Raw genomic sequence first — 23,227 nt, 5'->3', positions numbered from 1 at the left:
CGTCAGGCCGGCGAATAATTGGTGTGCATATAGCCGAGGGTGTCTCCCGTCCCCTGAACATTCCTCGAGTGCAAGGGTGAGCCTGGTGGTGGTGCTGGATCAGCGTCACCGTGGTGGACGGTAAGACGAACGCTGTCACAATGGACACGGAGGGGTGCAGCACGATTGCCCATCGTGACGGGGCTACGAACTCAAAAGGCGTGTCGTAGCGGTGTCGGGGTGATCGACGCGACCCAATCGGTGGCCGATTGCGTTGAATCGATGAGGGCATCCCCGCTATGTGGTGTATGCGGGACGTTGGCTTTCTTAGGTAGTTCCCGTATTTGCAGCTTCAACAGGTGTATTTCGGGCATTAACCCTGAATGCTCGACGCATTCGTTTTCAGAGGAATTGCGTCTATCGCAGTGAACAGCAGATGCGCTTGTTGGTGACGCCTTGACTACACCTTAAGAAACGCGCCAAAGTGCTGTCCTGTGTCGATCACCTGGGCGGCTGGAGGTCCCCAGTCAGCTTAACTGTGACACCGAGCTCTTGGCACCTTTCGACAATTCCGGTTGTCTGGGAGGCAAATGAGTCAAGCATGCCAGGATTCTGGGTTTCGCCGAACTTTTCAATGTTGTTTCTTGTCCGCACGAGCTTGTCCTGGAGGTGAAGATCTTCCGCTGCTTGTTCCGCATTATTGAGCTTGTCGGTGATCTGCGACAGTGCGTCCTCATTCGGCGCCGAGCGATCCTCGATGGTGGCGAAGATATCAACGGCCTCTTTGTACAGCCCGCACGCTGTCTTGTCGCCTTCGGCGGCATTGCTTCCGCCACACGCAGTGAGTGTCAAAGCTGCTGCAAGTGTCAGAAGTGGTAGTGCGTAACGTTTCACCGCGTGTCCTCGGTTTCTTTATCTGCTAGTACGATGCGTATGGGCGCGTCAACAGCGTCCCGCGGTACATTACCACAGGCCGGACCGGGAACTGGTACGAAGTGGATACAAGGCGGCTACTGCTGGCTGCCAGGGGATGCTGCCGAATCAGGTATGCCGCTACGGGGCTAGCCTCCGCCAATTGGCAAAGGCTCAGTCTGATCCCTCGCTTCCTCGCGAATCTCCACATCGCCAACGCAACATACGACAAGAGCAAAGAGTAAAAGCGACGCGCTCGTATCTCCTGCCGTTTTGAATGAACTGACTCCTCGCACTCACGACTGAACACATAACTGTCCAACTTTCAGGGGTCAGCACGGCCGTGAGAGCAGAGTTCTGCCTAATTGCGACCAACCCGTCCTCGAAAGTTCGCTTTCAGATTGCCGGCCTCTGCGCCGCTATCTGCATCCGCGGCCAGCGGTCCCGCCTGAAAGAGTGGCCCTAAGATTCCTACGGCAACTGCCAGTTGACCGGCTCCGCACCCTGAGACTGCAGCAGCGCATTGACACGCGAAAACGGCCGCGAACCGAAGAACCCGCGACGAGCAGAAAGCGGCGACGGATGAGCAGACTCCACCACAGGTGTTGCACCCAGTCGCGGCTTCAGTCCCTGAGCATCGCGACCCCATAAAACAGCGACCAGAGGCCTCCCTCGTCCAACAAGAGCATCGATCGCGCAATCCGTCACCTCTTCCCAGCCGCGGCCACGATGCGAAGCCGGCGCGCCAGGGCGCACAGTAAGGACGCGGTTCAGCAGGCACACTCCCTCGCGTGACCAGGGAGTCAAATCACCGCTGGTCGGACGAGGCACACCCAGATCCTCCACCAACTCAGTGAAGATATTCTCCAAGGAGCGAGGCGGGCGAACCCCGGGAGCAACAGAAAACGACAGCCCCATGGCGTGCCCGGGTGTCGGATAGGGATCCTGGCCGACGACGAGCACCTTGACCTCATCAAACGGATATGTGAACGCGCGCAACACGTCCCGTCCGGCAGGAAAGTACCCGTGACCAGATTGAATCTCCGAGCGCAACATCTGTCCAAGCTCATGCACGCGCTCTTCAACCGGAGCCAGCGCCCGCGCCCATCCCGGATCAAGCAGCTCACTCAATGGTCGCGGGCCGGTGCCGCCTTCAATTTCGCTCACGTACCTAGCGTATCCCGTCTTATTGACGAGGGTGCCCTTCGAGCCGCGGTCTGAGCGGTATGTTGAGACAGCCGTAACCGGCGCTGCCGATGCGACACCCGGCCGATTGGCCGCACAAAAGTGACAGTTACAGATAGTCTAAGCGCGTGAGCTCACAGTATCCGAAGGATGAATTTGATCGAGCTGGCGAAGATATGCCGGTCAGTATGCACCGCGCCCAGCCCTCGAAATGGCGCTCAGTCGCGCCGTTCTTGATTCTTCTCATCGTTATCCCGCTGCTCGGATGGGGTCTCGCGCGAGTCCTCACCAATGCAGGAATCACGCCGTCACAGTCCGATTCGACTCAGTCGGTCGCACAGTCGGTCGCGCCCCCCTCGGGCGATGTGCAATCGGGCGAGCAGGCAGATGAGAAGCCAGAAGCTTCGGGAACTGGCTCAACCGACACGCAGGTATCGGGAGAAGAAGCTCAATCGTCCGGAGATGAGCCAACTGAAGAAATCATCGACAAGCATGTCAAGATCGGCGTCCTCAACGGCACGGGTATCGAGGGGCTTGCGGCCGAAAAATCCGCAGCGCTGAACGAGGCAGGATTCCCCGGAACTATCGCTGAGAACGCAGAAGGTTGGGTCTCCGACGTTTCTGTGGTGTACTACGCCGATCCGCAGATCGAAAAATCCGCCCACGAAATCGCCCGAGTCCTGGGAATTGACGAGGTTCGCGAGAACCTCGATGATGTCGGTGACTACGACGTGGTCGTCCTGCTCAGATAAGAGGAACCCCTCAAGAAGAGGCGGAAATATGGCTGACGACGCTCAGAAAGCTCACAACGCCGCAACCGAAGGCGCGTACGTACGCGACACCGCCTACATTGCTGACAGGATTGTGTCGTCGATCCCGCCAGGATCCGCTCCGCAACCGCGATCAGGCGATGCACGTGAAGTGGGGAACATGTTGTGGCCGGTCGAATCTGGCCGCTACCGCCTCATGGCCGCCCGAGCTTGCCCGTGGGCACACCGCGCTGTCATCATCCGCCGACTCATGGGTCTGGAGGACGCTCTGACACTGAGTCTGGCAGGCCCCACCCACGATGCCCGGTCATGGAACTACAGTGGGATGTACCCCGACGACCGTGATCCGGTGCTTGGCATCGAGCGCCTCCAGGACGCATACTTTGCGCGCATGCCCGACTATCCGAAAGGGATCACCGTCCCTGCGATTGTGGATGTCCCCAGTGGTGCCGTGGTGACCAATGACTTTAACCAGATGACCATCGACATGTGCACACAGTGGTCAGGCGTGCAGCGTGACGGCGCTCCGGACCTGTATCCAGAGTCGTTAGTGGACGAAATCGAAGCCGTCAACGACGAGGTCTACCCGAACATCAACAACGGTGTCTATCGGTGCGGTTTCGCCGCTGACCAATCCAGCTACGAGGACGCCTATCGAGATCTGTGGCGCGCAATGGACTGGGTTAGTGATCGGCTCACCTCCCGCCGCTACCTGGTCGGTGACCACATCACGCTGGCTGACGTGCGACTGTTCACCACCCTTGTGCGTTTCGATGCAGTCTATTTCGGGCACTTCAAAGCCAATCGGATGATGATCCGTGACATGCCGGTACTGCGTGCCTACCTGCAGGACCTGTTCCAAACACCGGGTTTCGGTGACACGGTGGACATCCAACAGATCAAAGAGCACTACTACATCGTGCACGAGGAAATCAACCCCACCCGCGTTGTCCCTGTGGGACCGGATCTGTCGTACCTTCTGGAAGAACATGATCGCGAGCAGCTGGGCGGCCAACCGTTCGGACAAGGAACAGCGCCTGGCCCTGTGCGAGAAGACGAGCGCCCTCCCGCACTGACTGAATGTTAAAGAACGCGCAGCTCAGCGCCGTCGGTCACAGCTGCCGGGCAAGGTGGCCGCTGGGCGGGCTATCCGCCGGTACAACCCGCTTCATGACTGTTCGCTATGAGCGACTATGCCCGTCTTGCACTCTCGGGTCGAGAGTGCCAAAATTGGATTAGCACTCGCCAAGGCAGAGTGATAAAAGACCTTAGGGCTGGTGAGGTTACACCGGCAACGAGACAAGAACGTTGCCAGTGGAATCGTCCGTCGCGGGCACCGTCCCTACGATCCGCAATGCGGAAGGAATATACATAGCATGTCCAAGCTCATTCATTTTGATGAGGAAGCGCGCCGTGGCATGGAGCGCGGTCTGAATCTTCTGGCTGACACCGTCAAGGTCACGCTTGGCCCCAAGGGCCGCAACGTTGTCCTCGACAAGAAGTGGGGAGCTCCCACGATCACCAAAGACGGCGTGTCTGTCGCCAAGGAAATCGACCTCGAAGATCCGTTCGAGCGCATCGGCGCCGAACTGGTGAAGGAAGTTGCCAAGAAGACCGATGACGTCGCCGGTGATGGCACCACGACCGCAACCGTTCTTGCCCAGGCACTCGTACACGAAGGCTTGCGTAACGTCGCAGCCGGCGCCAACCCGATTGGAATCAAGCGCGGCATCGACCAGGCAGTTGAAGCAATCGTTGAGCAGCTGCACAAGGACGCCAAGCCGATCGAAACCACCGACCAGATCGCTGCAACCGCGTCGATCTCGGCAAATGATCCGGCCATCGGCAAGCTCATCGCTGAAGCTTTCGAAAAGGTCGGAGCCGAAGGTGTTGTGACTGTTGAAGAGACCAACTCCTTCGACACCACCTTGGAGACCACCGAAGGCATGCGTTTCGACAAGGGCTACCTGTCCGCGTACTTCGTCACCGACACTGAGCGTCAGGAAGCAGTCCTTGAGGACCCTTACGTTCTGCTCATGGAATCCAAGATCTCCAATGTCAAGGATCTGCTGCCCCTGCTTGAGAAGGTCATGCAGTCCGGCAAGTCCCTGCTGATTGTTGCTGAGGACATCGAAGGTGAAGCGCTGGCTACACTGGTCGTCAACAAGATCCGCGGAACCTTCAAGTCAGTGGCCGTCAAGGCTCCCGGCTTTGGCGATCGCCGCAAGGCAATGCTGCAGGATATGGCCATCCTGACCGGCGGTCAGGTCATCTCCGAGACTGTTGGCCTTTCCCTCGAGAACGCCGATCTGGAACTGCTGGGTCGCGCCCGCAAGGTTGTCGTCACCAAGGACGAGACCACCATTGTGGACGGCGCCGGTGAAAAGGACGCCATCGATGGTCGCATCCGCCAGATCAAGACCGAGATCGAGAACACCGATTCCGATTACGACCGCGAGAAGCTGCAAGAACGCCTCGCCAAGCTTTCCGGTGGTGTCGCCGTTATCAAGTCCGGCGCCGCAACCGAGGTTGAGCTGAAGGAGCGTAAGCACCGCATCGAAGATGCTATCCGTAACGCCCGCGCAGCCTCTGAAGAAGGCATCGTGGCCGGTGGTGGTGTGGCACTGCTCCACGCCGCACACGCAGCGCTGGACGACCTCAAGGTCGAAGGCGACGTGGCAACAGGCGTGGGCATTGTGCGCCTGGCTGTTGCAGCTCCTATCAAGCAGATCGCTGAGAACGCCGGACTCGAAGGCGGCGTCGTGGTGGATCGCGTGTCCTCCATGAAGCCGGGCGAAGGCCTGAACGCTGACAGCGGCGAATACGGTGACCTGATGGCTGAAGGAATCTCCGACCCGGTCAAGGTGACTCGTTCCGCACTGCAGAACGCAGCATCCATCGCCGGAATGTTCCTGACCACTGAGGCCGTTGTGGCCGACAAGCCAGAACCGCCAGCAGCGCCCGCTGCCGGTGGCGATGACATGGGCGGAATGTACTAAGCCGCATCTGACCTACAGACACCAATTGACTGGAAGGTGCTGACCGCATATCCAGTTAAGCGCGAGGAAGTCCCGTTGAGCACACGTGCTCGGCGGGGCTTCCTCGCATGTTCGCGACATCGTCACTTACGCGAACAACGACACGGTCTGCGACTCGGCATCAGCGTAGACGTTGGCAGCAGCGGATAGCTGCGTGCTGATCGAATCCAATGACGATTCAACCTGCGTTTGAGTTGCGCGCCAGGAGGCGGTCAGCTCAGCGAAATTAGCTGACGCAACTCCCGTCCATGTGTCCTGCAGGGCCAGAAGATCAGCCATCATGGATGCCACTTCTGTTCGAATACGTTCGGCTGTGGCGCCGATATTGGCCGCAGATGCAGCAACTAGATCTGAGTCGACGTTATATGTTGCCATCGGGGATCATCCTTTCGGTTGCGCGAACCCGCGGTGGGCTCGTCACACATACCGTAGGAAGGGCAGCCGCCCTCGAAAACATTGCGCCTGGAACCTGTGGATGCGCGCAGAGAATACCTCCTCCTGTGGATGCGCAGGAAGAATGCTTTTTCCTGTGAACGCGCGGGAAGAACGCCTCCTCCTGTGAACGCGCGTCGAGGGGGAGCCTGACGAGCGGCTTCAGGACTGAGAACTGGGGCGGCTGGGCACATCCAGCGTCTCGATAGCTGTTTCCAGTGAGGAAGCATCTTCGTTGTCGGAGTCGTCATCCCCATCGGAACCGGGGCGCGCCGCGTAACCATCCGCTGCCTCGGGAGCCAGCACAGGGATGGTGGATGTCGTCTCGACGTCATCGTCGTCACCCTCATCCTGCATCTGCGAGCAGTTATTCCACTTCAAATGCTTGCGGCGAATGATGATGGCACCCGACGATGTTACTTGCGCATCGTCAAACTGACCGGTTGTGGGTCCATCCACCACTTCGATGCCGGAGGTGTTGTCACTGGCCGATGAGATATCAGAAGGATCCTTCTCAAGAATTGCTTCATCGAGCTTGGCCAGCTCAGCTTCTAGGTTTTCGCGGGCACGCGACTCCCATTCAGCAGCGCCAGGGGAGTGAAAGACCGAATCGCGAGCCAGCAGGCGGCGCACCACGATCCGGCGGGCACGCAAGTAGGCCAAATCATCGACTTGTTCGTATTCTTCACGCAGCGACTGACGGAATTTCTTGTACTCCTGCGGCGCGGCAGCGATCGAAGCGAGGTCAGCGTCCACCAGAACCTGCGCGTCCACGTCATCACGCGGGGCGGTGTGTATGGCGACCATGCGAATCAGGTCGGCAACCCGCATTGCCACGTCGTCGCTGATTCCCAGTCCGGTCAAGTGTTCGTGAGTCAATTCGGCGCACTCGGCGCTGACGGCCTGCGGGCTTGAACCCCACAAAGCCGCCTGCACAGCGCGGTTCAGGATCAAACCGTGGTACCACGCTGCGATACGAAGAACATCGGGATCGTGTGTTGACCCCGACAGCTCATCGAGATGCGCCAGTACATCGATCAGGTGCCGCACATTGTGCAGCGTTCGACCCGGCTCATTCCACCGGCTGAGGAGTTCACGAGCCTCGGCGTCAAGTTGAGCGGGCGTTGCGGTAGCCCCCAACTCCTGCATTGACTGAACAAATGAACTGAACAGCCACTGAGGTGCTTCAGCACCCATGACGATTCACACTCCTTGAAAGGGATGATACCGAGCTATGGTAGCCGCACTTGGTGTCATATTCCTACCCGAGAGTCCCAAAAAAGGCGGATGTGTGGGCGAAATAGCATCGCGCGCCCAGCGCGCAGCGCCTCACATGCCTTGATCTGCCTCGTTTGTGAGGTCCTCCGCAGTCAAATGTGTGGGCAGTTCAATACGCACCGTCAAGCCACCACCAGGGGTCGTTTTCAGCTCAGTGGTGCCGTTGTGCGCCCCAATAATCGAAGCAACGATCGCCAATCCCAGACCAGATCCGCCCGTCGTGCGCGCGCGTGAATCCTCAGTGCGGTAGAAGCGCTCAAAGACGCGTTTTTGTTCGTCTTCAGCAATGCCGGGACCGTGGTCACGGAATTCCACGATCGCCATGCCGTCGTTGAGCCCCAGAGCCAGCTCCACTGGCGTATCGCTGGACGTGTAGCGGTTGATGTTGCCTACCAGATTCGTGAAAACCTGCTGAATGCGGTCACGGTCCACATTGACCGTCAACGTCATCGGAGCTTTACGCCCGGACAGTGACCTGACGGTGATGTCGCGTGCAGGATCGAGCGCCTCAAGGTCGGAGGCAGCATTGTCAGCAATTTTGACGAGGTCCACCGGAGTCAGGGCAAGAGGTCGCCCCTCGTCAATTCGTGCCAGCGTCAGCAGATCCTCCACGAGGTTTCCCATGCGCGTGGCCTCGGAGTGAATACGACTGATGACTTCTGGAACCTGGTTGCCGGGCACGCCTCCCATCTGATAGAGCTCGCCGTACCCGCGGATGGCGGCAAGAGGAGTGCGCAGCTCGTGTGACGCGTCAGAGACGAAACGACGGATCTTACGGTCAGACTCGGCGCGCGTATGGAATGACTGTTCGACCTGACTGAGCATCGTGTTGAGTGACAATGCCAGCGATCCGACTTCAGTGGTTGGCGGTTCGGGTGGGATGCGCTGACTCAGGTCTCCGGCAGCGATGCGACCGGCAACGACCTCAATATTGCGCAGCGGTTTGAGAGACTTGCGCACCAGGTACTGGCCGATCGTCCCTCCTGCGATGACGATAATCATGGAGGTCAGCAGGAAGTAGAAAGCGGTGTCTGACAGTGTGCGCTGGACGTCAGTGAGTGGAAGTGCAATGGTCATGACCCCAACGGGATCCTGACTGCCTCGCACTCCCAGCGGAATCGCCATTGCCCGCCACGTGGAGCCGGGCAGTGACGATGAGACGGTGACGGGCCGCGTCCACCCGGATTCAGTATTGGCAAATTCGCCCGGCTCGAGCAGGTCGGGAATATTCGGCGTGCCCGAGTACTCTAAGGTTTCAGGCGACGTATAGGTCCAGGTCTGCCCGTCGGCGTGCACCGCGCGAATGAAAAATCGGGTTGGAACATAAGCGTTGGTGTTCGTCAATTCGGTGAGGGATTGCCGGGCCAGGGGTGATGCTGACGAGACCAGTTGCGCGTCGATCTGTGAGGTCAGGTGACGCTGAAGCAGGCCGATCATTGCTGCTCCAGCCATTGTCAGGCCGAGGGCCAGCAAGGCCACTGTCAAGATCACCATGCGTGATGACAGGGGCCGGTGTTCCCATATCTGCCGGGCAGATTGGACGGGTTGCACTGTCAGCTGTCTTCCCTCAGCATGTAGCCCACGCCGCGGCGAGTGTGGATGAGCTCGCCCGACGATCCTTCGACTGACAATTTGCGACGCAGGTAGGAAATATACGACTCAACGATGGCTGCTTCACCATCCCAGTCGTATTCCCACACGTGATCAAGGATCTGCATCTTGGAGACGACGCGCCCCTCGTTGATCATCAGGTAGCGTAAGAGCTTGAACTCGGTGGGGGATAGCTCGATATCGATGCCCGCGCGGCGAACCTCGTGAGCATCCTCGTCCAGTTCCAAATCCCCCACACGCAGCATGCCGTCATCTTCGCCGCTGTGGTGAGTACGGCGCAGGATGGCGCGGATGCGAGCGACGACTTCCTCCAGGCCGAAAGGTTTGGTGACATAGTCGTCTCCGCCCACTGTCAGCCCCTGGATTTTGTCGCGCATATCGTCACGCGCAGTCAGGAACAGGACCGGAACCGTGATACCCGCTTCGCGTAAACGCCGCGTCACCGTGAAGCCATCCATGTCGGGCAGCATCACATCCAGCACGATGAGATCAGGGTGGGATTGCGTGGCCTCGTGAAAAGCGCTGGCACCATCCGCAGCAGCGATCACTTCGAATCCAGCAAAACGCAATGATGATGCGAGGAGATCGCGGATATTCGGCTCGTCATCGACGACGAGCAGACGTGCTTCGGTGGAGTCGGAGGAAGTCGGGATATGAACAGCCATACAGTTAGTGTGGCGGTTCATCCTGAAAGTTGGCTGAACGACGCGTGAGAGTTCAGCATGTTCTTCGCCCCAACGATGTGCCACTATTGACGATGAAAATTGAACGAATGATGAGGGAGACCGTGATGACAGATCCAATGAGTCCGGAAGGCATCACATTTACGCCGGTGTCGCCGGCGCTGGCTCGAGTGCGCACAATTGGAGTTCTGATCTTTGTCATTCCGCCTGCCCTGATCTTCGCAGTGCTGGCTATCGTGTCGTTTCCCTGGTGGTGGATCGGCACCGGAGTCATCATTGCGTACAGCATCTGGCAGATCTGGCTGATCCAGCGGCAGGTACGCGCGCTGGGATTCGCATTCAGCAACGACGAATTCATGATCCGCTCCGGCATCATGTTCCGCAATCTCAGCATTATCCCCTACGGTCGAATCCAGTATGTCGATGTGTCCGAGGGGCCGATAGCCCGTCACTACGGCATTGCGTCCATCAAGATCAATACAGCGTCCAACGAAACGGCCGGCTCGATTGATGGCCTGCCGACCGACCAGGCAGCCCAGCTGCGCGACATGCTGGCTAAGCGTGGCTCTGAAGAACTGACGGGACTGTGAGCGATATGAGCAACGAGACCGCAGACCCATCGGGCGCACCTGCGCCCACAGAACCAGCAGAGCCGACAACGCGAACGACGCCCGCACAGTCATGCTCGCCTTCGCAGTCACCTTCGTCCGCTGCATCGACTCCGCATACGAGGGCGACTCTGCCCGCTTCACGCACGCCGTCACAGTCCGAGCGAAAGAAGTGCACGGCGAGCGCCCTCGACAATGCGCTGCCGGAGGAAGGCTGGCGTAAAGTCCACCGCATTTCACCGGTCCTCAACACGTGGCAGTTCTTTGCTGCCCTGGTGGCATTCCTGGCCTACCAAGGCACCGGTGTGATCTCTGAGCTGCTTGACTCGGACGTCATCTCCCACACGCCGGGACTCCATATCGTGGGCTACATTCTGGGAGCAATCGCGCTCTTTTCGGTGCTGGTGGGCGTGTACTCCTATTGTGCGTGGAAGCGCACAGCCTACGCTCTCACCGATGAAGCCGTCTGGTACCGGTCGGGCATCATCTTCCGAGTACAACGCCACGCCCGACTGGAAAAAATCCAGGCGGTTGACATCGTCCAGCCTCTGCTTGGCAGGATTTTCGGTCTGGGCAAAGTCACCATCGAAGTGGCAGGCGGGTCACATTCGAACCTGGAGTTCGGTTACCTGAAAACTGAAACACTCCACAATCTGCGCGCCGAAATCCTCGCACTGGCTGCGGGTGTCACATCCGGATCAGCATCCGCTGCACTGGCGCGTCAGGCACGTGAAGCTGCCGCGGAAGCTCCCGACGTTGACCTCGGTGAACAGGTCGCCGCAAGTGACAGTATCGGCACTGGTGCTCCTGCTCCGGAGGCACAGGAAAATGAAGTCTTCCGTGTGCCATCTGGCCGTCTCATTGCCTCATTGTTCATGTCGGTTGGCCTGATCATCTCCTTCCTGGTGTTCCTGGCCGCCATGATCGGCATGATCGCCTTGATACTGACGGAGGGGCTGGCAGGCGTGTCAGGTTTCATCCCGATCATCGTCGGTATTTTGCCCATCGGCAGTGTTGTGTGGAGCCGTTTTGCCGGCGCGTTTGACTTCCGCGCAGGCATCTCAGCTTCGGGCATCCGTATTCGCAAGGGCCTGACTTCGACGCGTTCCCAAACCATTCCGCCGCGACGCGTCCACTCCGTGCGTATCACGCAACCCTTCCTGTGGCGCACCAAAGACTGGTACCGCGTCACCGTCTCGATGGCCGGCTACGCAGGCAATTCTTCCAACGGATCGGAAATGGCTGACGCCTCCTACGTGCTGCTCCCGGTCGGCACGCGCGAAGAAGCTGAACTGGCTGTGTGGATGGTGATCCAGGACCTGGGTGTGGATGACCCCCTCGCCCTGATCCACGACGGCCTGCATGGGGATAACCGCAGTTCCAGCCGCTACTTTGTGCCCAACCCGGAGCGCTCAAAAGTCATGGATCCGATTGTCTGGCGCAGGCGCGGCTCGGCTTTGACCGAACGGGTGATGGCGGTGCGCGATGGGCGGGTCACTCACACCTTGACGATCATGCCCTATGAGCGTTTCCAGTCTGTGAGCATCTACCAGGGGCCGTGGTTGCGCAGACGCAAGCTCGCTGTGGTCAATCCGAAACTGGTCAACGGTCAGGCACCGATTGCTGCTCACCATCTTGACCTGGAATTCGCCACCACGATGGTTGCAACCCTGATGGAACGAGGGCGACTTCGCCGTGACCATGAGCCGCCTGAACGCTGGATGCGTCGCGTGGCCCAGTCAGTGTCCGATCCGAAGGTTGCCGAGCAGATTGAACACAGTGCCAATGCTTACGAGGATTCACCTGAGGATGTTTCGCCCGCAGCTGGAGCTGACACTGACGCCCCGCCCGCAGCTAGTGCACCTGCTGCCGGCGCCTTGCCCGCAGCGGGCTCTGACGAGCGGTAGGGTAAACACTTGTGAATCCCCTGCACGACGCGCATGCTTGCCCGAGACGCAGCGCGCATGAGCATGCGGGCGAACCGTCGCGTCGTCCGCGCCCTGACCAGCTCCATATCGGAATCATTGGGATGGGGCATGTCGGTCCTCCCCTGGGATCCGCGCTGCGTGCAGCCGGTCACGATATCGTCGCGGTGAATGCGTCGTCACCCCAGGCGCGCGAACGTGCAGAGGTCATGCTGCCGGGAGTGCCGATCATGGATATTCCTGACGTCATCTCCGCCGCCGACCTGGTCCTCATCGCCATCCCTGACGATGCGATCGAATCATTGGTGAGCGGACTGGCAGATCTGGGAGCGTTCCGTCCTGGCCAGATCGTCGCGCACACGTGCGGAACGCACGGCGTCGCCATCTTGAACAAAGCCCAACAGGCAGGCGCACTGCCGATCGCACTGCATCCGGCAATGACGTTCACCGGCACGTCCATCGATGTGTCCCGCCTGGTGGGCACACCATTCGCCGTGACCGCGCCTGCTGCGCTGGTGCCGATTGCGCAGGCACTGGTGGTGGAGTTGGGTGGAGAACCCGTGATCGTACAGGAAAACGACCGCACCTTATATCACGCGGCACTTGCGCATGGTGCCAACCACCTCGTCACACTGATCGTGCACGCTCGACGCATGCTGGAAGCTGCCGGAGTCGAACAGTCCGGCACGTACCTGCGACCCCTGGTCGAAGCTGCGCTGGATCGCGCGCTGACCGAAGGAGAACAGGGGTTGACCGGCCCGATCGTGCGCGCCGATTCAGGAACTGTCGGCGCACACATCACCGCACTCCACAAAGCTGCGCGCCTGGCCGCCGAGGACAACGAGCAGGCAGGCGCGCGGCTGACCGATTCTGCCGACAACTACGCAGATATGGCGCAGGCAACGATCACGATGTTCACGCGCAGTGGCCGCCTGTCCCAACGCGCAGCCGACGAGCTGCGCACCGCCCTGATGGAGTCATAACCGCTTCGCCCCAGCACCTTCAATGTCGCGTGCGATCAGCGGCGCGTGCGCCAGCCTCGTCAATCGTGACCAGTTGCGCACCAATTGTGGTGGGAAGCAGGCTCAAACGGGGGAACAATAGAAGGGTCTGAAGGAGGCTGAAACGATGACCCCGATCGTTGCACATACTCGCGCCGAACTACATGATGCGCTGGCACACATGACGGGCACGCGCGCACTGGTCATGACGATGGGCGCCCTGCACGAAGGACACCTGTCGCTCGTTCGGCGCGGCAAGGAACTGGCAGATCACGTGATCGTGTCGATTTTTGTTAATCCGACGCAGTTTGCACCCGGTGAAGACTTTGACGCCTACCCGCACACATTTGACGCCGACCTCGCCAAGCTCAGTGACCTTGATGTGGACGTGGTGTACGCCCCGACGCCCGATGACGTGTATCCGCACGAACCCGCCGTGACCATTGATCCGGGGCCAATCGCGCGCGTTCTGGAAGGCAAGACCCGGCCCACGCACCTGGCTGGCGTGGCGCTTGTCGTCACCAAGGTCATCCAGCGCGTCCGCCCCGATGTTGCGCTGTTTGGCCAAAAGGACGCGCAACAGCTCGCGATGGTACGCAACCTGATGGACGAACTCGACGTGCCGGTGCGCATCGAAGGCGTGCCGATTGCGCGCGATACAGACGGCCTGGCACTGTCCAGCCGCAACCAGTACCTCTCGGATGAGGAACGTGAACGCGCGTTGACATTGTCGCGCGCCCTGCGCACCGCTCATCAACGTGCCAACGAGGGTGACTCGCCCAGCGCAGTCGTGGAAGCTGCAGCGCAGGTGCTCGACGAAGCCGAAGGCGTGGAGCGTGACTATGTGGCGCTGACAGACGAAGCGACTTTTCAGATCGTGGCGCTCGCAGACTCTGACCAGTCAGGAGTAACGGTGCCCACCACCGATCAGTGGCCCGACCGCGCATATGTGCTGCTGGCAGCGCGCGTGGGGTCGACCCGCCTGATCGACAATACGATCATTGACCGCCCAAAGGGCGCCTCGGGGGATGCCAATGACTGACCAGAGCGCACCAGCGATGGGCCCGCGCGCGGCCAGCTCGCCCGCGGAAGTGTACCGCCCGATGATATGCGGCAAGATTCATCGTGCGCGCGTCACCGATGCCGACCTGCACTATGTCGGGTCGGTGACGATTGATGCGGATCTGCTGGAAGCAGCCGACATCCGTGAAGGCCAGCAGGTGGATATCGTCGATATCAATAACGGTGAGCGGTTGACGACGTACACCATCGCCGGGCCGGCCGGTTCGGGCGTGGTGCAGCTTAACGGTGCCGCAGCCCGAAAAATCGGCGTGGGGGACCTGGTCATTATCATGGCGTACGTGTCCGTTCCAGAATCACGACTGGAATCCTGGCAGCCTCATGTGGTCTTCGTTGACCGCGACAATCACATCGTGGAATGTGGCTCTCATCCTGGTCGCGTGCCCGAGGACTCCGAACGCGCCCGCGAGCTGGATCTGCACAGTTCAGGTATGAACTGAGACAGTGGAGGCCTCCCTCGTTTTTCGAAGAAAGACTGAAACAGATACCATGGCACACGTGAGTGAAGAACTAACGCCCCAGAAACCGGCCGGACACGACGATTCGAACGCTCCTCGAAAGGAAGCGGGACAGGGCCGTGACGACGCGCCTGAACAGATGCGGGTCCGTGCAGGTAAACGTCAAACCATGCTGGACGAGGGGAAGCAGCCCTACCCGGTTGAACTGCCGATCACGTCGACCATCGCTCAGGTGCGCGAGGCGCATGGACATCTGGAAGCCGGTGAAGAAACCGACGATGTGGTGGGAATCGCCGGCCGTGTGATGCTGATGCGCAACGGCGGAAAGCTTTGCTTCGCCACCTTGCAGGACGGCGCAGGTGTGCGCATCCAGGTGATGCTGTCCGCCGCCTCCGTCGGACCGGACTCGCTCGCAACCTACAAGTCCGAGGTTGACCTGGGAGACCACCTCTTCGTCCACGGGCGAGTGATTTCATCCAGGCGCGGAGAACTGTCGATTATGGCAGAGCCGGGGGAGGGCGAGGATGCCCCCGCATGGAAGATCGCATCCAAGGCACTGCGTCCACTTCCCAAGACCTACACCGCTGAAGACGGCACGGAAATGGCGCTGTCGGAGGACATGCGCGTGCGCCGCCGCTACCTCGACATGATCGTGCGCCCCGCAGCTCGCGAGATGGTGCGCATGCGAGCCAACGTTGTGCGTTCACTGCGCGACTACTTCCATGACGCAGGGTTCATCGAAATTGAGACGCCGATGCTGCAGGTCCTGCACGGCGGTGCGGCAGCACGCCCGTTCTCAACACACATGAATGCCTACGACACGGAGTTGTACCTGCGTATCGCCCCTGAGCTGTATCTCAAGCGCGCAGTTGTCGGTGGTGTTGACAAGGTCTTCGAGATCAACCGTAACTTCCGCAATGAAGGCGCTGACTCGTCACACTCACCTGAATTCACAATGCTGGAAGCGTACGAAGCGTACGGAACCTACGACACGATGGCCACGCGTACCCGTGATTTCATTCAGAAAGCCGCGCGCGACGCACTGGGAACCGAAGTCGTCACCCTGCCCGACGGTTCGACCTACGACCTGTCGGGATCGTGGGAGTCGATCAGCCTGTATGACTCGATTTCGGATGCGGTCGGAACCGCGATCAGCCCGCAGACTTCTCGCGAGGATTTGGTGCGCATCGCAACGGATCTGGGCGAAGAGATCCCCGACCACTACGTCAATGGCAAGATTGCGGAAGTCATTTTTGAAAAGACCGTGGGGGACAGTCTGTGGGCACCGACTTTCGTGCGCGACTTCCCGGAAGATTCCTCACCGCTGGTACGAGGACACCGCTCAAAGCCCGGCGTGGTGGAAAAGTGGGATCTGTATGTGCGAGGGTTTGAACTGGCCACAGCCTATTCGGAACTGGTCGACCCCGTGATCCAACGCCAGCGCTTCGAAGCCCAGGCACTCGCCGCTGCTGAAGGCGACCCGGAAGCTATGGTGCTGGACGAGGACTTCCTGATGGCGATGGAATACGGCATGCCTCCGTCGGGCGGCATGGGAATGGGGCTGGATCGCCTGCTCATGGCTCTGACGGGGCAGGGAATCAGAGAAACCATCACGTTCCCGCTGGTCAAGAAGATCTGATCCGCTACGAGCTGCCTGCACCACCACACTGCATCGATGAGAAGGACACGACCATGATGAATCGGAGCCGGGCGAGCCAGAAGCGACTGCTCATTGTTGGATCGATGATGGCAGCGCTGCTCACAGCCTGATGCCGCGGTGCAGACCAATCGACTGCGCAGGCGCAAGCAGTGGAGCTCAAATACGGGTACTGCTTGCTAGTGGCATTTACCTGCTGGACGTACTTGCTTACCGGCGACTTTCGCCCGTCGACCGTGCCCGCTTGGCAGTGACTTTCGCCTGTTGAGCGCATCTGCCTGGCAGGACACATATATGCCGGCCGTATCTGCTCACGAGCCCTACGCTCCGAAACTTCTCAGCCAACATGCAGGTTCTGTGTTTACATTAAACGAAAGGCACCTGCTGGCTCCCATGCGCTTTCATGTGGCAGCGCCCAAAGATGCCCTCGTACATTAATAAAACGACGCAGAACCACTAAGGCAGTAATTCGTGACGAACTTCGTGAAGCAAACGCAAGCGCTCAAAGCGGATCGGGCGATCGGCGCTCTGACTGGACTTGCTCTCGGTGATGCGCTCGGCATGCCCACGCAATCGATGAGCCATGAGGAGATTCATCAGGCGTACATCCGTGTGGACGGCCTCGTCGATGCGAGCCCGACGCAGCCCATCGCGCCCTCCATGAAAGCTGGCCATGTCACCGACGACACCGAACAGGCCCTCCTGGTTGCCTCCCTGTTGATCGACGGTGACGGGCACATTGATTCGCTTGAACTGGCGCACCGCCTGCTCGCGTGGGAAGACACGATGAGAGCGCGAGGATCCCTCGACCTGCTCGGCCCCTCCACCAAGAGTGCACTCGAAGAAATCCGTGCCGGCGCCGAATACGGCACCACTGGAACGGAAGGCACGACCAACGGCGCCGCGATGCGGGTGACGCCGGTGGGCATAGCCATCGACATGCGCGAGGCCGAAGCGTTCACGCGCGTAGTGCGCGAATCATGCATGGTGACGCACAATACGACGCAGGGTTTTGAAAGTGCTGCGCTCGTCGCCGGAGTCGTCAGCCTGGGGATCAACGGGTTGGATACCCTGTCAGCACTTGAACTTGCGCTGACCGAAATCGACCGACTGGGTTCGCCCGGACACTGGAGTCCGCGAGCCAGCGTCGTTGCACGCACGCAGTACGCCCACAATCATGCCCGCAAGAGGAACGAGGAAGACTTCGCAACCTGGCTGCGCGAAATGGTGGGAACATCCGTCGAATCCAATGAAGCTGTTCCGGCCGCATTCGCGTTAACGCGCCGCTACGCGCAGCAGCCCTATCAGGCTCTGCTCCAGGCCGCCAATATTGGAGGCGACACGGACACAATCGGCGCGATTACCGGCGCAATGCTGGGTGCGACATGCGGTGTCAGTGTCTTCCCGAACACCGTCATCGAGCAGGTGATGAGCGTGTCAGGCATTGACGTGGCAACCCCCGCGCTCGAATTGCTTGACGTGCGTGAGCGGGCCCGTTAGCGAGACAATCACTGACCGTGCTCGCGGTTCATCCGGTTGAGCAGTGCGCGTGCCGCTTCGGAGTCGACCACCAGGTGCGTCATCACCCCTGCACGCAACGCTCCCAGCAAGGGAATCGCTTTCGAGACGCCGGAGACGACGCACAGCCGCACGGGGATGCGCCGCAATACGTCGGGCATGGGACCGGATGCTCGATGGTTGAGCTCCATATTCGTTGAGCCGTCTTCGCGGATCAGTACTGTACAGACGTCGCCCACTACTCCGTCGGCGCGTGCTGCGTGCAGTTCGGTGGCGTCAAGATATCCGCCCGAATACACGTGCGAGGGGAGCGCTGCGTCGAGCGAACCCACACCGAACAGTGCCACGGTTGACGACTCGATCGTCGTCAGGACCTGGCGAATTGAGCGTTCGCGCCACAGTGCCTCTTTAGTGTCGGCATAGTCGAAGAACGCGGGGACGGGGAAGTAGACCGTCTGGCCACCAAACGCTTCAGCAGCGCGCGACATGATTGAACCCGCGTACGGGACACCTGACTGTGCCGCATTGCCGGCCCCGTTGAGCTGGACGACCGTGACGTTGGGCAGGGGAGTCCTGGTCAAGTGGCGCGTGACTTCTGCTGTTGTATTGCCCCAGGCGATTCCAAGCGTGGCGCCAGGTTGCATCAAGTTGGCGAGCTGCGCCGCGGCCACCTGCGCCACCGATTCAAGCGTGGCGACAGGGGTGTCTACTGATGAAACAGGGACGACGACTGCGTTGACGTGGAACGCCTGCGCAATTTCGCGTTCCAGGTCGGTGCGCGCACCGGCCAGGTCCTGCACCTGGATGCGCACCAGTCCCACCTCTTTGGCGTAGGACAGCAGGCGTGAAACCGACGAGCGCGACATGTTCAATTGGGAGGCTATCGCCTCCATCTTTTCTTCGCGGATGTAGTACAGAACGGCCGCTTGCAGTGCCAGCTCATCACGTTTGCTCACGACTCCCAGTCTCTCATGCACAAATGCCCAACACCTTTGGGTAGACGTGCATTTCTGAGATAATGAAGGCAACAACTCGTCAAGCACGATCGAGAAGCGCGTCTAAGAGCGTGATCGATTAGCGCGAGCAGGCAGCGCGACTCAATGTCGCGATAAAGAAGTACGGTCCAACAACACGATCGATGGAGACGCAGATGAGTATCCCAGTTCTATCACCCACAGCCCGACACGATGCCCTGCAGGAGATGGCGTCAGGCCCCGAGCTGGATGTACTCGTCATCGGTGGCGGAGTGACAGGAGCAGGTATCGCCGTTGACGCCGCCACGCGTGGCCTGCGGGTGGGAATCGTGGAAGCGCAGGACTGGGCCTCGGGTACCTCGTCGCGCTCCTCGAAACTGGTGCACGGCGGGTTGCGCTACCTGTACCAACTCGACTTCAAACTCGTGAACGAATCCTTGCGGGAACGCGGTCTGCTGCTGACGCAGAACGCTCCTCACCTGGTGAAGGCGCAGCCGTTCTTGTGGCCGTTGAAGATTCCGGTCATTGAGCGCACGTATTCGGCTATCGGTGTCGGGATGTATGACGTACTGGCCCAGTTTGCGCACCGCGGGTCTGTTCCGATCCAGAAGCATTACTCGAAGAAAGGGTCCCTGAAGCTGGCGCCCGCCATCAAACCCGATGCGTTAACAGGATCGATCGTCTACTACGACGCGCGTGTAGATGATGCGCGCCTGGTGGTGACGCTTGTGCGCACGGCGGTGCGTTACGGTGCGCTGGCTGCCAACCGGGTTCAGGTTCAGGAACTTGATCAGGATTCCTCTGGCCGGGTTCGAGGGGCGCATGTGGTGGACCTCGAAACTGGCGAAGACTTGCATATCAAAGCTCGTAGCGTCATCAATGCGACGGGTGTGTGGACTGAGAAAACGCAGTCGCTGGCGCACACCGGCGGGGGACTGAAAGTTCTGGCATCGAAAGGTATTCACATCGTGGTGCCCAAAGATGCGATCAAGTCGAAAGTCGGTATCTTCCTGCGTACCGAGAAATCCGTTCTTTTCATTATTCCGTGGAAGCGGTACTGGATCATCGGCACGACAGACACCGCCTACCATGAGGATCGCCTCGAACCTGTTGCCGACAGGGAGGATATCGACTACCTGCTTGAACATGCCAACTCGGTGCTGGCGACCCCGCTGACGCGTGACGACATTATCGGCACGTATGCCGGTCTGCGTCCGCTGCTTCAACCCGGAACCCTCGACAATGACGAAACCAAGTCCACGAAAGTGTCGCGTGAACATACGGTGACGGAAGCCGCTCCTGGGCTGACGGTGATCGCGGGCGGCAAGCTGACGTCGTATCGCCAGATGGCGCAGGACGCAGTGGACTTTGCGCTCGGCTCTGGGGCGAAGAACAAGCCGTGCGTCACAGAAAAGACACCGCTCGAGGGAGCGAACGGCTACTTCGCGATGTGGGAATCCCGCAAGAAATTGGCGCAGGAGTCTGGTCTAAGCGTCGACCACGTCGAAGATCTCCTGGATCGATACGGGGCCGATATCGAGTTGGTGCTGTCAATGATTAAGGAGGATCCTTCTCTCGGAGACGAGTTGCCCGGCGCGCCCGAATATCTCAGGGCGGAAATTGCATTCGGCATTGCGTACGAGGGAGCCCTGCACATCGAGGACCTGCTGACACGTCGTACCCGCATCCACTATGAGCACAAGGATCGCGGAGTGGAATCCCTGGATGCGGTGGCTCAGATCGCGGCTGCAATGCTGGATTGGGATGAAGAAACGACCGCGCGTGAGAAGGCGTCGTATCAGGCGCGATGCGATGCTGAGCGTGAAGCCGAAGGCATCTGGGATGAGAAGCAAGCGCAGGCCGTCCGCGAGCAGGTAGAACCGATCCGGCCCTTCAAGGACGTTGCTCCTGACGTCCAGGGCTGAATCAGCACTCAGCTTTGTTCCCGGTCAACGCCGCGTCGCCCCGCTTGGCTAACGGTGCGTTGCGCGGAGGCTCGGGGATGATGCACCCTCACGCTTTACCCCGGATAGCGTGGCCTCGTAAGACCTTGACCGGTTGTCGCCACGAGTCCGCACTATCTTGACCGGTTGCTCGTTGGGCCTGTCGTGGGTGCTCCGTTGATCAGGCCATGTACCGCTCGCTGCACAATGCCCTAGATCTTAACCTCTTTCGTGCACGAACCCCTAGATCCTGAATGCTCTCCTGCACGAACCCCTAAATCTTAGGGGGATTTGTGCATAACCCCCTAGATCAACAGAGGACAGGACATCCCTCGAAAATTGGAATGTCTTGTGACCTGCGTTTTGAGGAACGCGGCACAATGACGGGGCGTTAGATCTAGGGGATCGTGCAAAAAACAGGGAGAATCTAGGGGTATGTGCATGTGTGAGGGGTAGATCTAGGGGATCGTGCATGTGCGAAAGACAGATCTAGGGCATGGTGTACGAGGCTCGCGGTGAGCGGACAGTGGGCACTGCGAGCTATCTGACCTGGGACTCCTCACGCGGGTTTGGTCACTGAGAAAGCCGAGCCTGTAGCACACCCACGCCAGCATGCCATCGCGGCACGAGCGCATCGGAAAGGTGCTGCTTCCGAAAAGCGTTGAGGGAGGGGCTTACAGGAATGCGAAGGGGTCGAAAGCGTCCAGATCGATGATCTGAAGCCGAGGAAGCACCACCTGGAAAGCGTCGAGGTCATGCTCGAGGTCGAGCACCTCAAGTCCCTCGTCAACAAGCTCCTGGAGCTGGGCGGAAAGGAACTCCTTGAAGCATACGATCGCGACCTTGCGCCCCATTGACAGGAGCTCGCGGACCTGCGGGACAAAGTCTCCGTCATGGCTCGCCAGGATCACTGAGGCGCCATCGAGTTCTGCGATGGCTGACAGGGTCTTTTGAATACCGACGTCGACAACCTTGACGGTGGGGGACTCGCATGCCAGAGGGATTGGTGTGTAATTCATGGCGGTCAGAGCCTGTATGAAACCCATCGGGAGGTGCCCATTGGAACCGTTGAGGAAGAACAATCCTTTCGTTGGCTGGCTCCATGTGTGGGTCGCTGCATCGAGAACGCGGTCCCAGCGGGGACGTTCCTCCGGATTAGGGCGGCGTTCCAGAACTGACATACCTAATGTTGCATCTATGTTTTCGCCATCGACGACTAAATATGTTATTTCATCCATGGATTACAGATTAGTCCCAGGCGTTTCAGAAAGGAAACGTGTTTTCATACTCAGTCTGTTAAAAGTTCAACATATAAAACGTCCCATCACAATAGAGGTGATGGGACGTTTGAAGAATCTCGGCGTGTACGCGGCGAACTACTCGTGCTTCTTCAATGCAGCCAGACGCTGCTCGATCTCAATCTGCGACGAATCGGTTTCCAGCTCTGCGAACTGGTCCTCAATGCTGGAGGACGCGACTTCCATCTTGCCCTGAGCGAGCGCCTCGGCGCGGCGGACGCGATCCTCGTAGCGTGACAATTCAGATGTCGGATCCAGCACGTTGATTGTGCCAAGCGCATCGTTGACCTTCGTCTGTGCTTCGGCGGTGCGCTGACGAGCAACCAGAGAATCGCGCTTCGACTTCAGCTCAGACAGCTTGTCCTTCATGACAGCCAGGCCGTCCTTGAGCTTGTTGACAACCTCGGTCTGCGAGGCGATCATCGGCTCAGCCTGCTTGGCTTCGTTCTCGAACTGGATCTGCTTGCCGATTGCGACTCGCGCGAGCTTGTCCCAGCGGTCGGCTTCCTCCTGGTTGCCAGCTTCGCGTTCCTGATCAGCCTTGTTCGAGGCAGCAGCCGCCTTCTGACCCCAGTCAGCAGCAAGCTTGGTGTCCTGCTCATGGTCGCGTTCGGCCAGGCGCAGGTTTCCAACTGTTTGTGCGACAGCATTCTCAGCTTCCGCAATCGAGTTGGTGTAATCGCGAATCAGCTGATCAAGCATCTTTTGTGGGTCTTCGGCACGATCCAGCAAAGCGTTAATGTTGGCTTTCGCCAGCTGTGCCATCCGTCCTAGAATTGTCTGCTTCTCTGCCATCGGGGCTCCTCCCGTATCTCATGACGTGATTCGTCTCACGCTTCGATTCAATACTATAGATCTGTGGCATCCGCTGCCTGGT

At 59.4% G+C, this 23,227-nt stretch carries 20 protein-coding genes; 11 read left to right on the top strand and 9 right to left on the bottom strand.

Going from position 1 to position 23,227, the window contains the following annotated elements:
* Positions 1-480: 480 nt before the first annotated feature.
* Together HMPREF2975_RS10410 and HMPREF2975_RS10405 are read right to left on the bottom strand one after the other, a co-directional pair.
* A complete protein-coding gene (locus HMPREF2975_RS10410) occupies positions 481-873 on the bottom strand; it encodes a hypothetical protein (RefSeq protein WP_070727658.1) in 393 nt (130 codons plus the stop codon).
* 489 nt (positions 874-1,362) lie between these two features.
* Positions 1,363-2,058, bottom strand: a complete 696-nt coding sequence (locus HMPREF2975_RS10405; protein WP_227469376.1) for a uracil-DNA glycosylase — start codon at positions 2,056-2,058, stop codon at positions 1,363-1,365.
* 146 nt (positions 2,059-2,204) lie between these two features.
* Between HMPREF2975_RS10405 and HMPREF2975_RS10400 the strand changes: the two genes are divergently transcribed.
* The 3 genes from HMPREF2975_RS10400 (at position 2,205) to groL (ending at position 5,845) form a co-directional block, all read left to right on the top strand.
* Entirely contained in the window at positions 2,205-2,828 is a 624-nt protein-coding gene (locus tag HMPREF2975_RS10400; RefSeq protein ID WP_070727654.1) for a LytR C-terminal domain-containing protein, read from the top strand.
* A 28-nt stretch (positions 2,829-2,856) separates the two neighbouring features.
* Positions 2,857-3,933 carry a glutathione S-transferase C-terminal domain-containing protein gene (locus HMPREF2975_RS10395; RefSeq protein WP_070727651.1) on the top strand — a complete coding sequence of 359 codons (1,077 nt, stop codon included), beginning with the start codon at positions 2,857-2,859 and terminating at the stop codon, positions 3,931-3,933.
* Positions 3,934-4,222: 289 nt separating this feature from the next.
* The gene (gene groL / locus HMPREF2975_RS10390) at positions 4,223-5,845 is read left to right on the top strand and encodes a chaperonin GroEL (RefSeq protein WP_058237261.1); all 1,623 of its coding nucleotides are present in this window, start codon (positions 4,223-4,225) and stop codon (positions 5,843-5,845) included.
* Positions 5,846-5,971: 126 nt separating this feature from the next.
* On the opposite strand, the gene HMPREF2975_RS10385 is transcribed toward groL, so the two are convergent.
* The 4 genes from HMPREF2975_RS10385 to HMPREF2975_RS10370 form a co-directional block, all read right to left on the bottom strand.
* Entirely contained in the window at positions 5,972-6,259 is a 288-nt protein-coding gene (locus HMPREF2975_RS10385) for a WXG100 family type VII secretion target (RefSeq protein ID WP_058237260.1), read from the bottom strand.
* Positions 6,260-6,478: 219 nt separating this feature from the next.
* A complete protein-coding gene (locus tag HMPREF2975_RS10380) occupies positions 6,479-7,513 on the bottom strand; it encodes an HD domain-containing protein (protein ID WP_058237259.1) in 1,035 nt (344 codons plus the stop codon).
* A gap of 132 nt (positions 7,514-7,645) precedes the next feature.
* Positions 7,646-9,088, bottom strand: coding sequence for a sensor histidine kinase (locus HMPREF2975_RS10375; protein WP_082628585.1), 1,443 nt, complete (start codon positions 9,086-9,088; stop codon positions 7,646-7,648).
* Positions 9,089-9,147: 59 nt separating this feature from the next.
* A complete protein-coding gene (locus HMPREF2975_RS10370) occupies positions 9,148-9,870 on the bottom strand; it encodes a response regulator transcription factor (protein WP_070727648.1) in 723 nt (240 codons plus the stop codon).
* A gap of 125 nt (positions 9,871-9,995) precedes the next feature.
* Between HMPREF2975_RS10370 and HMPREF2975_RS10365 the strand changes: the two genes are divergently transcribed.
* The 7 genes from HMPREF2975_RS10365 (at position 9,996) to HMPREF2975_RS10335 (ending at position 18,117) form a co-directional block, all read left to right on the top strand.
* A complete protein-coding gene (locus HMPREF2975_RS10365) occupies positions 9,996-10,478 on the top strand; it encodes a PH domain-containing protein (RefSeq protein WP_070727929.1) in 483 nt (160 codons plus the stop codon).
* 5 nt (positions 10,479-10,483) lie between these two features.
* Positions 10,484-12,403 carry a PH domain-containing protein gene (locus tag HMPREF2975_RS10360; RefSeq protein ID WP_070727645.1) on the top strand — a complete coding sequence of 640 codons (1,920 nt, stop codon included), beginning with the start codon at positions 10,484-10,486 and terminating at the stop codon, positions 12,401-12,403.
* An 11-nt stretch (positions 12,404-12,414) separates the two neighbouring features.
* Positions 12,415-13,404 carry a Rossmann-like and DUF2520 domain-containing protein gene (locus HMPREF2975_RS10355; RefSeq protein WP_227469375.1) on the top strand — a complete coding sequence of 330 codons (990 nt, stop codon included), beginning with the start codon at positions 12,415-12,417 and terminating at the stop codon, positions 13,402-13,404.
* Positions 13,405-13,549: 145 nt separating this feature from the next.
* Positions 13,550-14,464, top strand: a complete 915-nt coding sequence (panC, locus tag HMPREF2975_RS10350) for a pantoate--beta-alanine ligase (protein ID WP_070727636.1) — start codon at positions 13,550-13,552, stop codon at positions 14,462-14,464.
* Positions 14,457-14,942, top strand: coding sequence for an aspartate 1-decarboxylase (panD, locus tag HMPREF2975_RS10345; RefSeq protein ID WP_371935793.1), 486 nt, complete (start codon positions 14,457-14,459; stop codon positions 14,940-14,942). Before panC ends, panD begins: the two co-directional genes overlap by 8 nt.
* Before the next feature lie 49 nt (positions 14,943-14,991).
* Positions 14,992-16,599, top strand: coding sequence for a lysine--tRNA ligase (lysS, locus tag HMPREF2975_RS10340; RefSeq protein WP_083314541.1), 1,608 nt, complete (start codon positions 14,992-14,994; stop codon positions 16,597-16,599).
* A gap of 501 nt (positions 16,600-17,100) precedes the next feature.
* On the top strand, positions 17,101-18,117 hold the full coding sequence (locus HMPREF2975_RS10335) for an ADP-ribosylglycohydrolase family protein (protein WP_070727919.1): 1,017 nt from the start codon (positions 17,101-17,103) through the stop codon (positions 18,115-18,117).
* Positions 18,118-18,125: 8 nt separating this feature from the next.
* On the opposite strand, the gene HMPREF2975_RS10330 is transcribed toward HMPREF2975_RS10335, so the two are convergent.
* Positions 18,126-19,052, bottom strand: a complete 927-nt coding sequence (locus HMPREF2975_RS10330) for a sugar-binding transcriptional regulator (RefSeq protein ID WP_070727916.1) — start codon at positions 19,050-19,052, stop codon at positions 18,126-18,128.
* 233 nt (positions 19,053-19,285) lie between these two features.
* Here HMPREF2975_RS10330 and HMPREF2975_RS10325 point away from each other — a divergent pair, with 233 nt between their 5' ends.
* Complete coding sequence (locus HMPREF2975_RS10325; RefSeq protein WP_058237254.1) at positions 19,286-21,034, top strand: glycerol-3-phosphate dehydrogenase/oxidase; 1,749 nt, start codon at positions 19,286-19,288, stop codon at positions 21,032-21,034.
* A 692-nt stretch (positions 21,035-21,726) separates the two neighbouring features.
* Here the strand turns inward: HMPREF2975_RS10325 and HMPREF2975_RS10320 are convergent.
* The gene (locus tag HMPREF2975_RS10320; RefSeq protein WP_070727632.1) at positions 21,727-22,290 is read right to left on the bottom strand and encodes an NYN domain-containing protein; all 564 of its coding nucleotides are present in this window, start codon (positions 22,288-22,290) and stop codon (positions 21,727-21,729) included.
* 138 nt (positions 22,291-22,428) lie between these two features.
* Positions 22,429-23,145, bottom strand: coding sequence for a PspA/IM30 family protein (locus HMPREF2975_RS10315; protein ID WP_070727629.1), 717 nt, complete (start codon positions 23,143-23,145; stop codon positions 22,429-22,431).
* Positions 23,146-23,227: the final 82 nt, after the last annotated feature.

It is taken from the genome of Actinomyces sp. HMSC065F12 (assembly GCF_001814535.1).
GTDB lineage: Bacteria > Actinomycetota > Actinomycetes > Actinomycetales > Actinomycetaceae > Pauljensenia > Pauljensenia radingae_A.
This window is presented reverse-complemented; position numbering and strand designations above follow the sequence as displayed.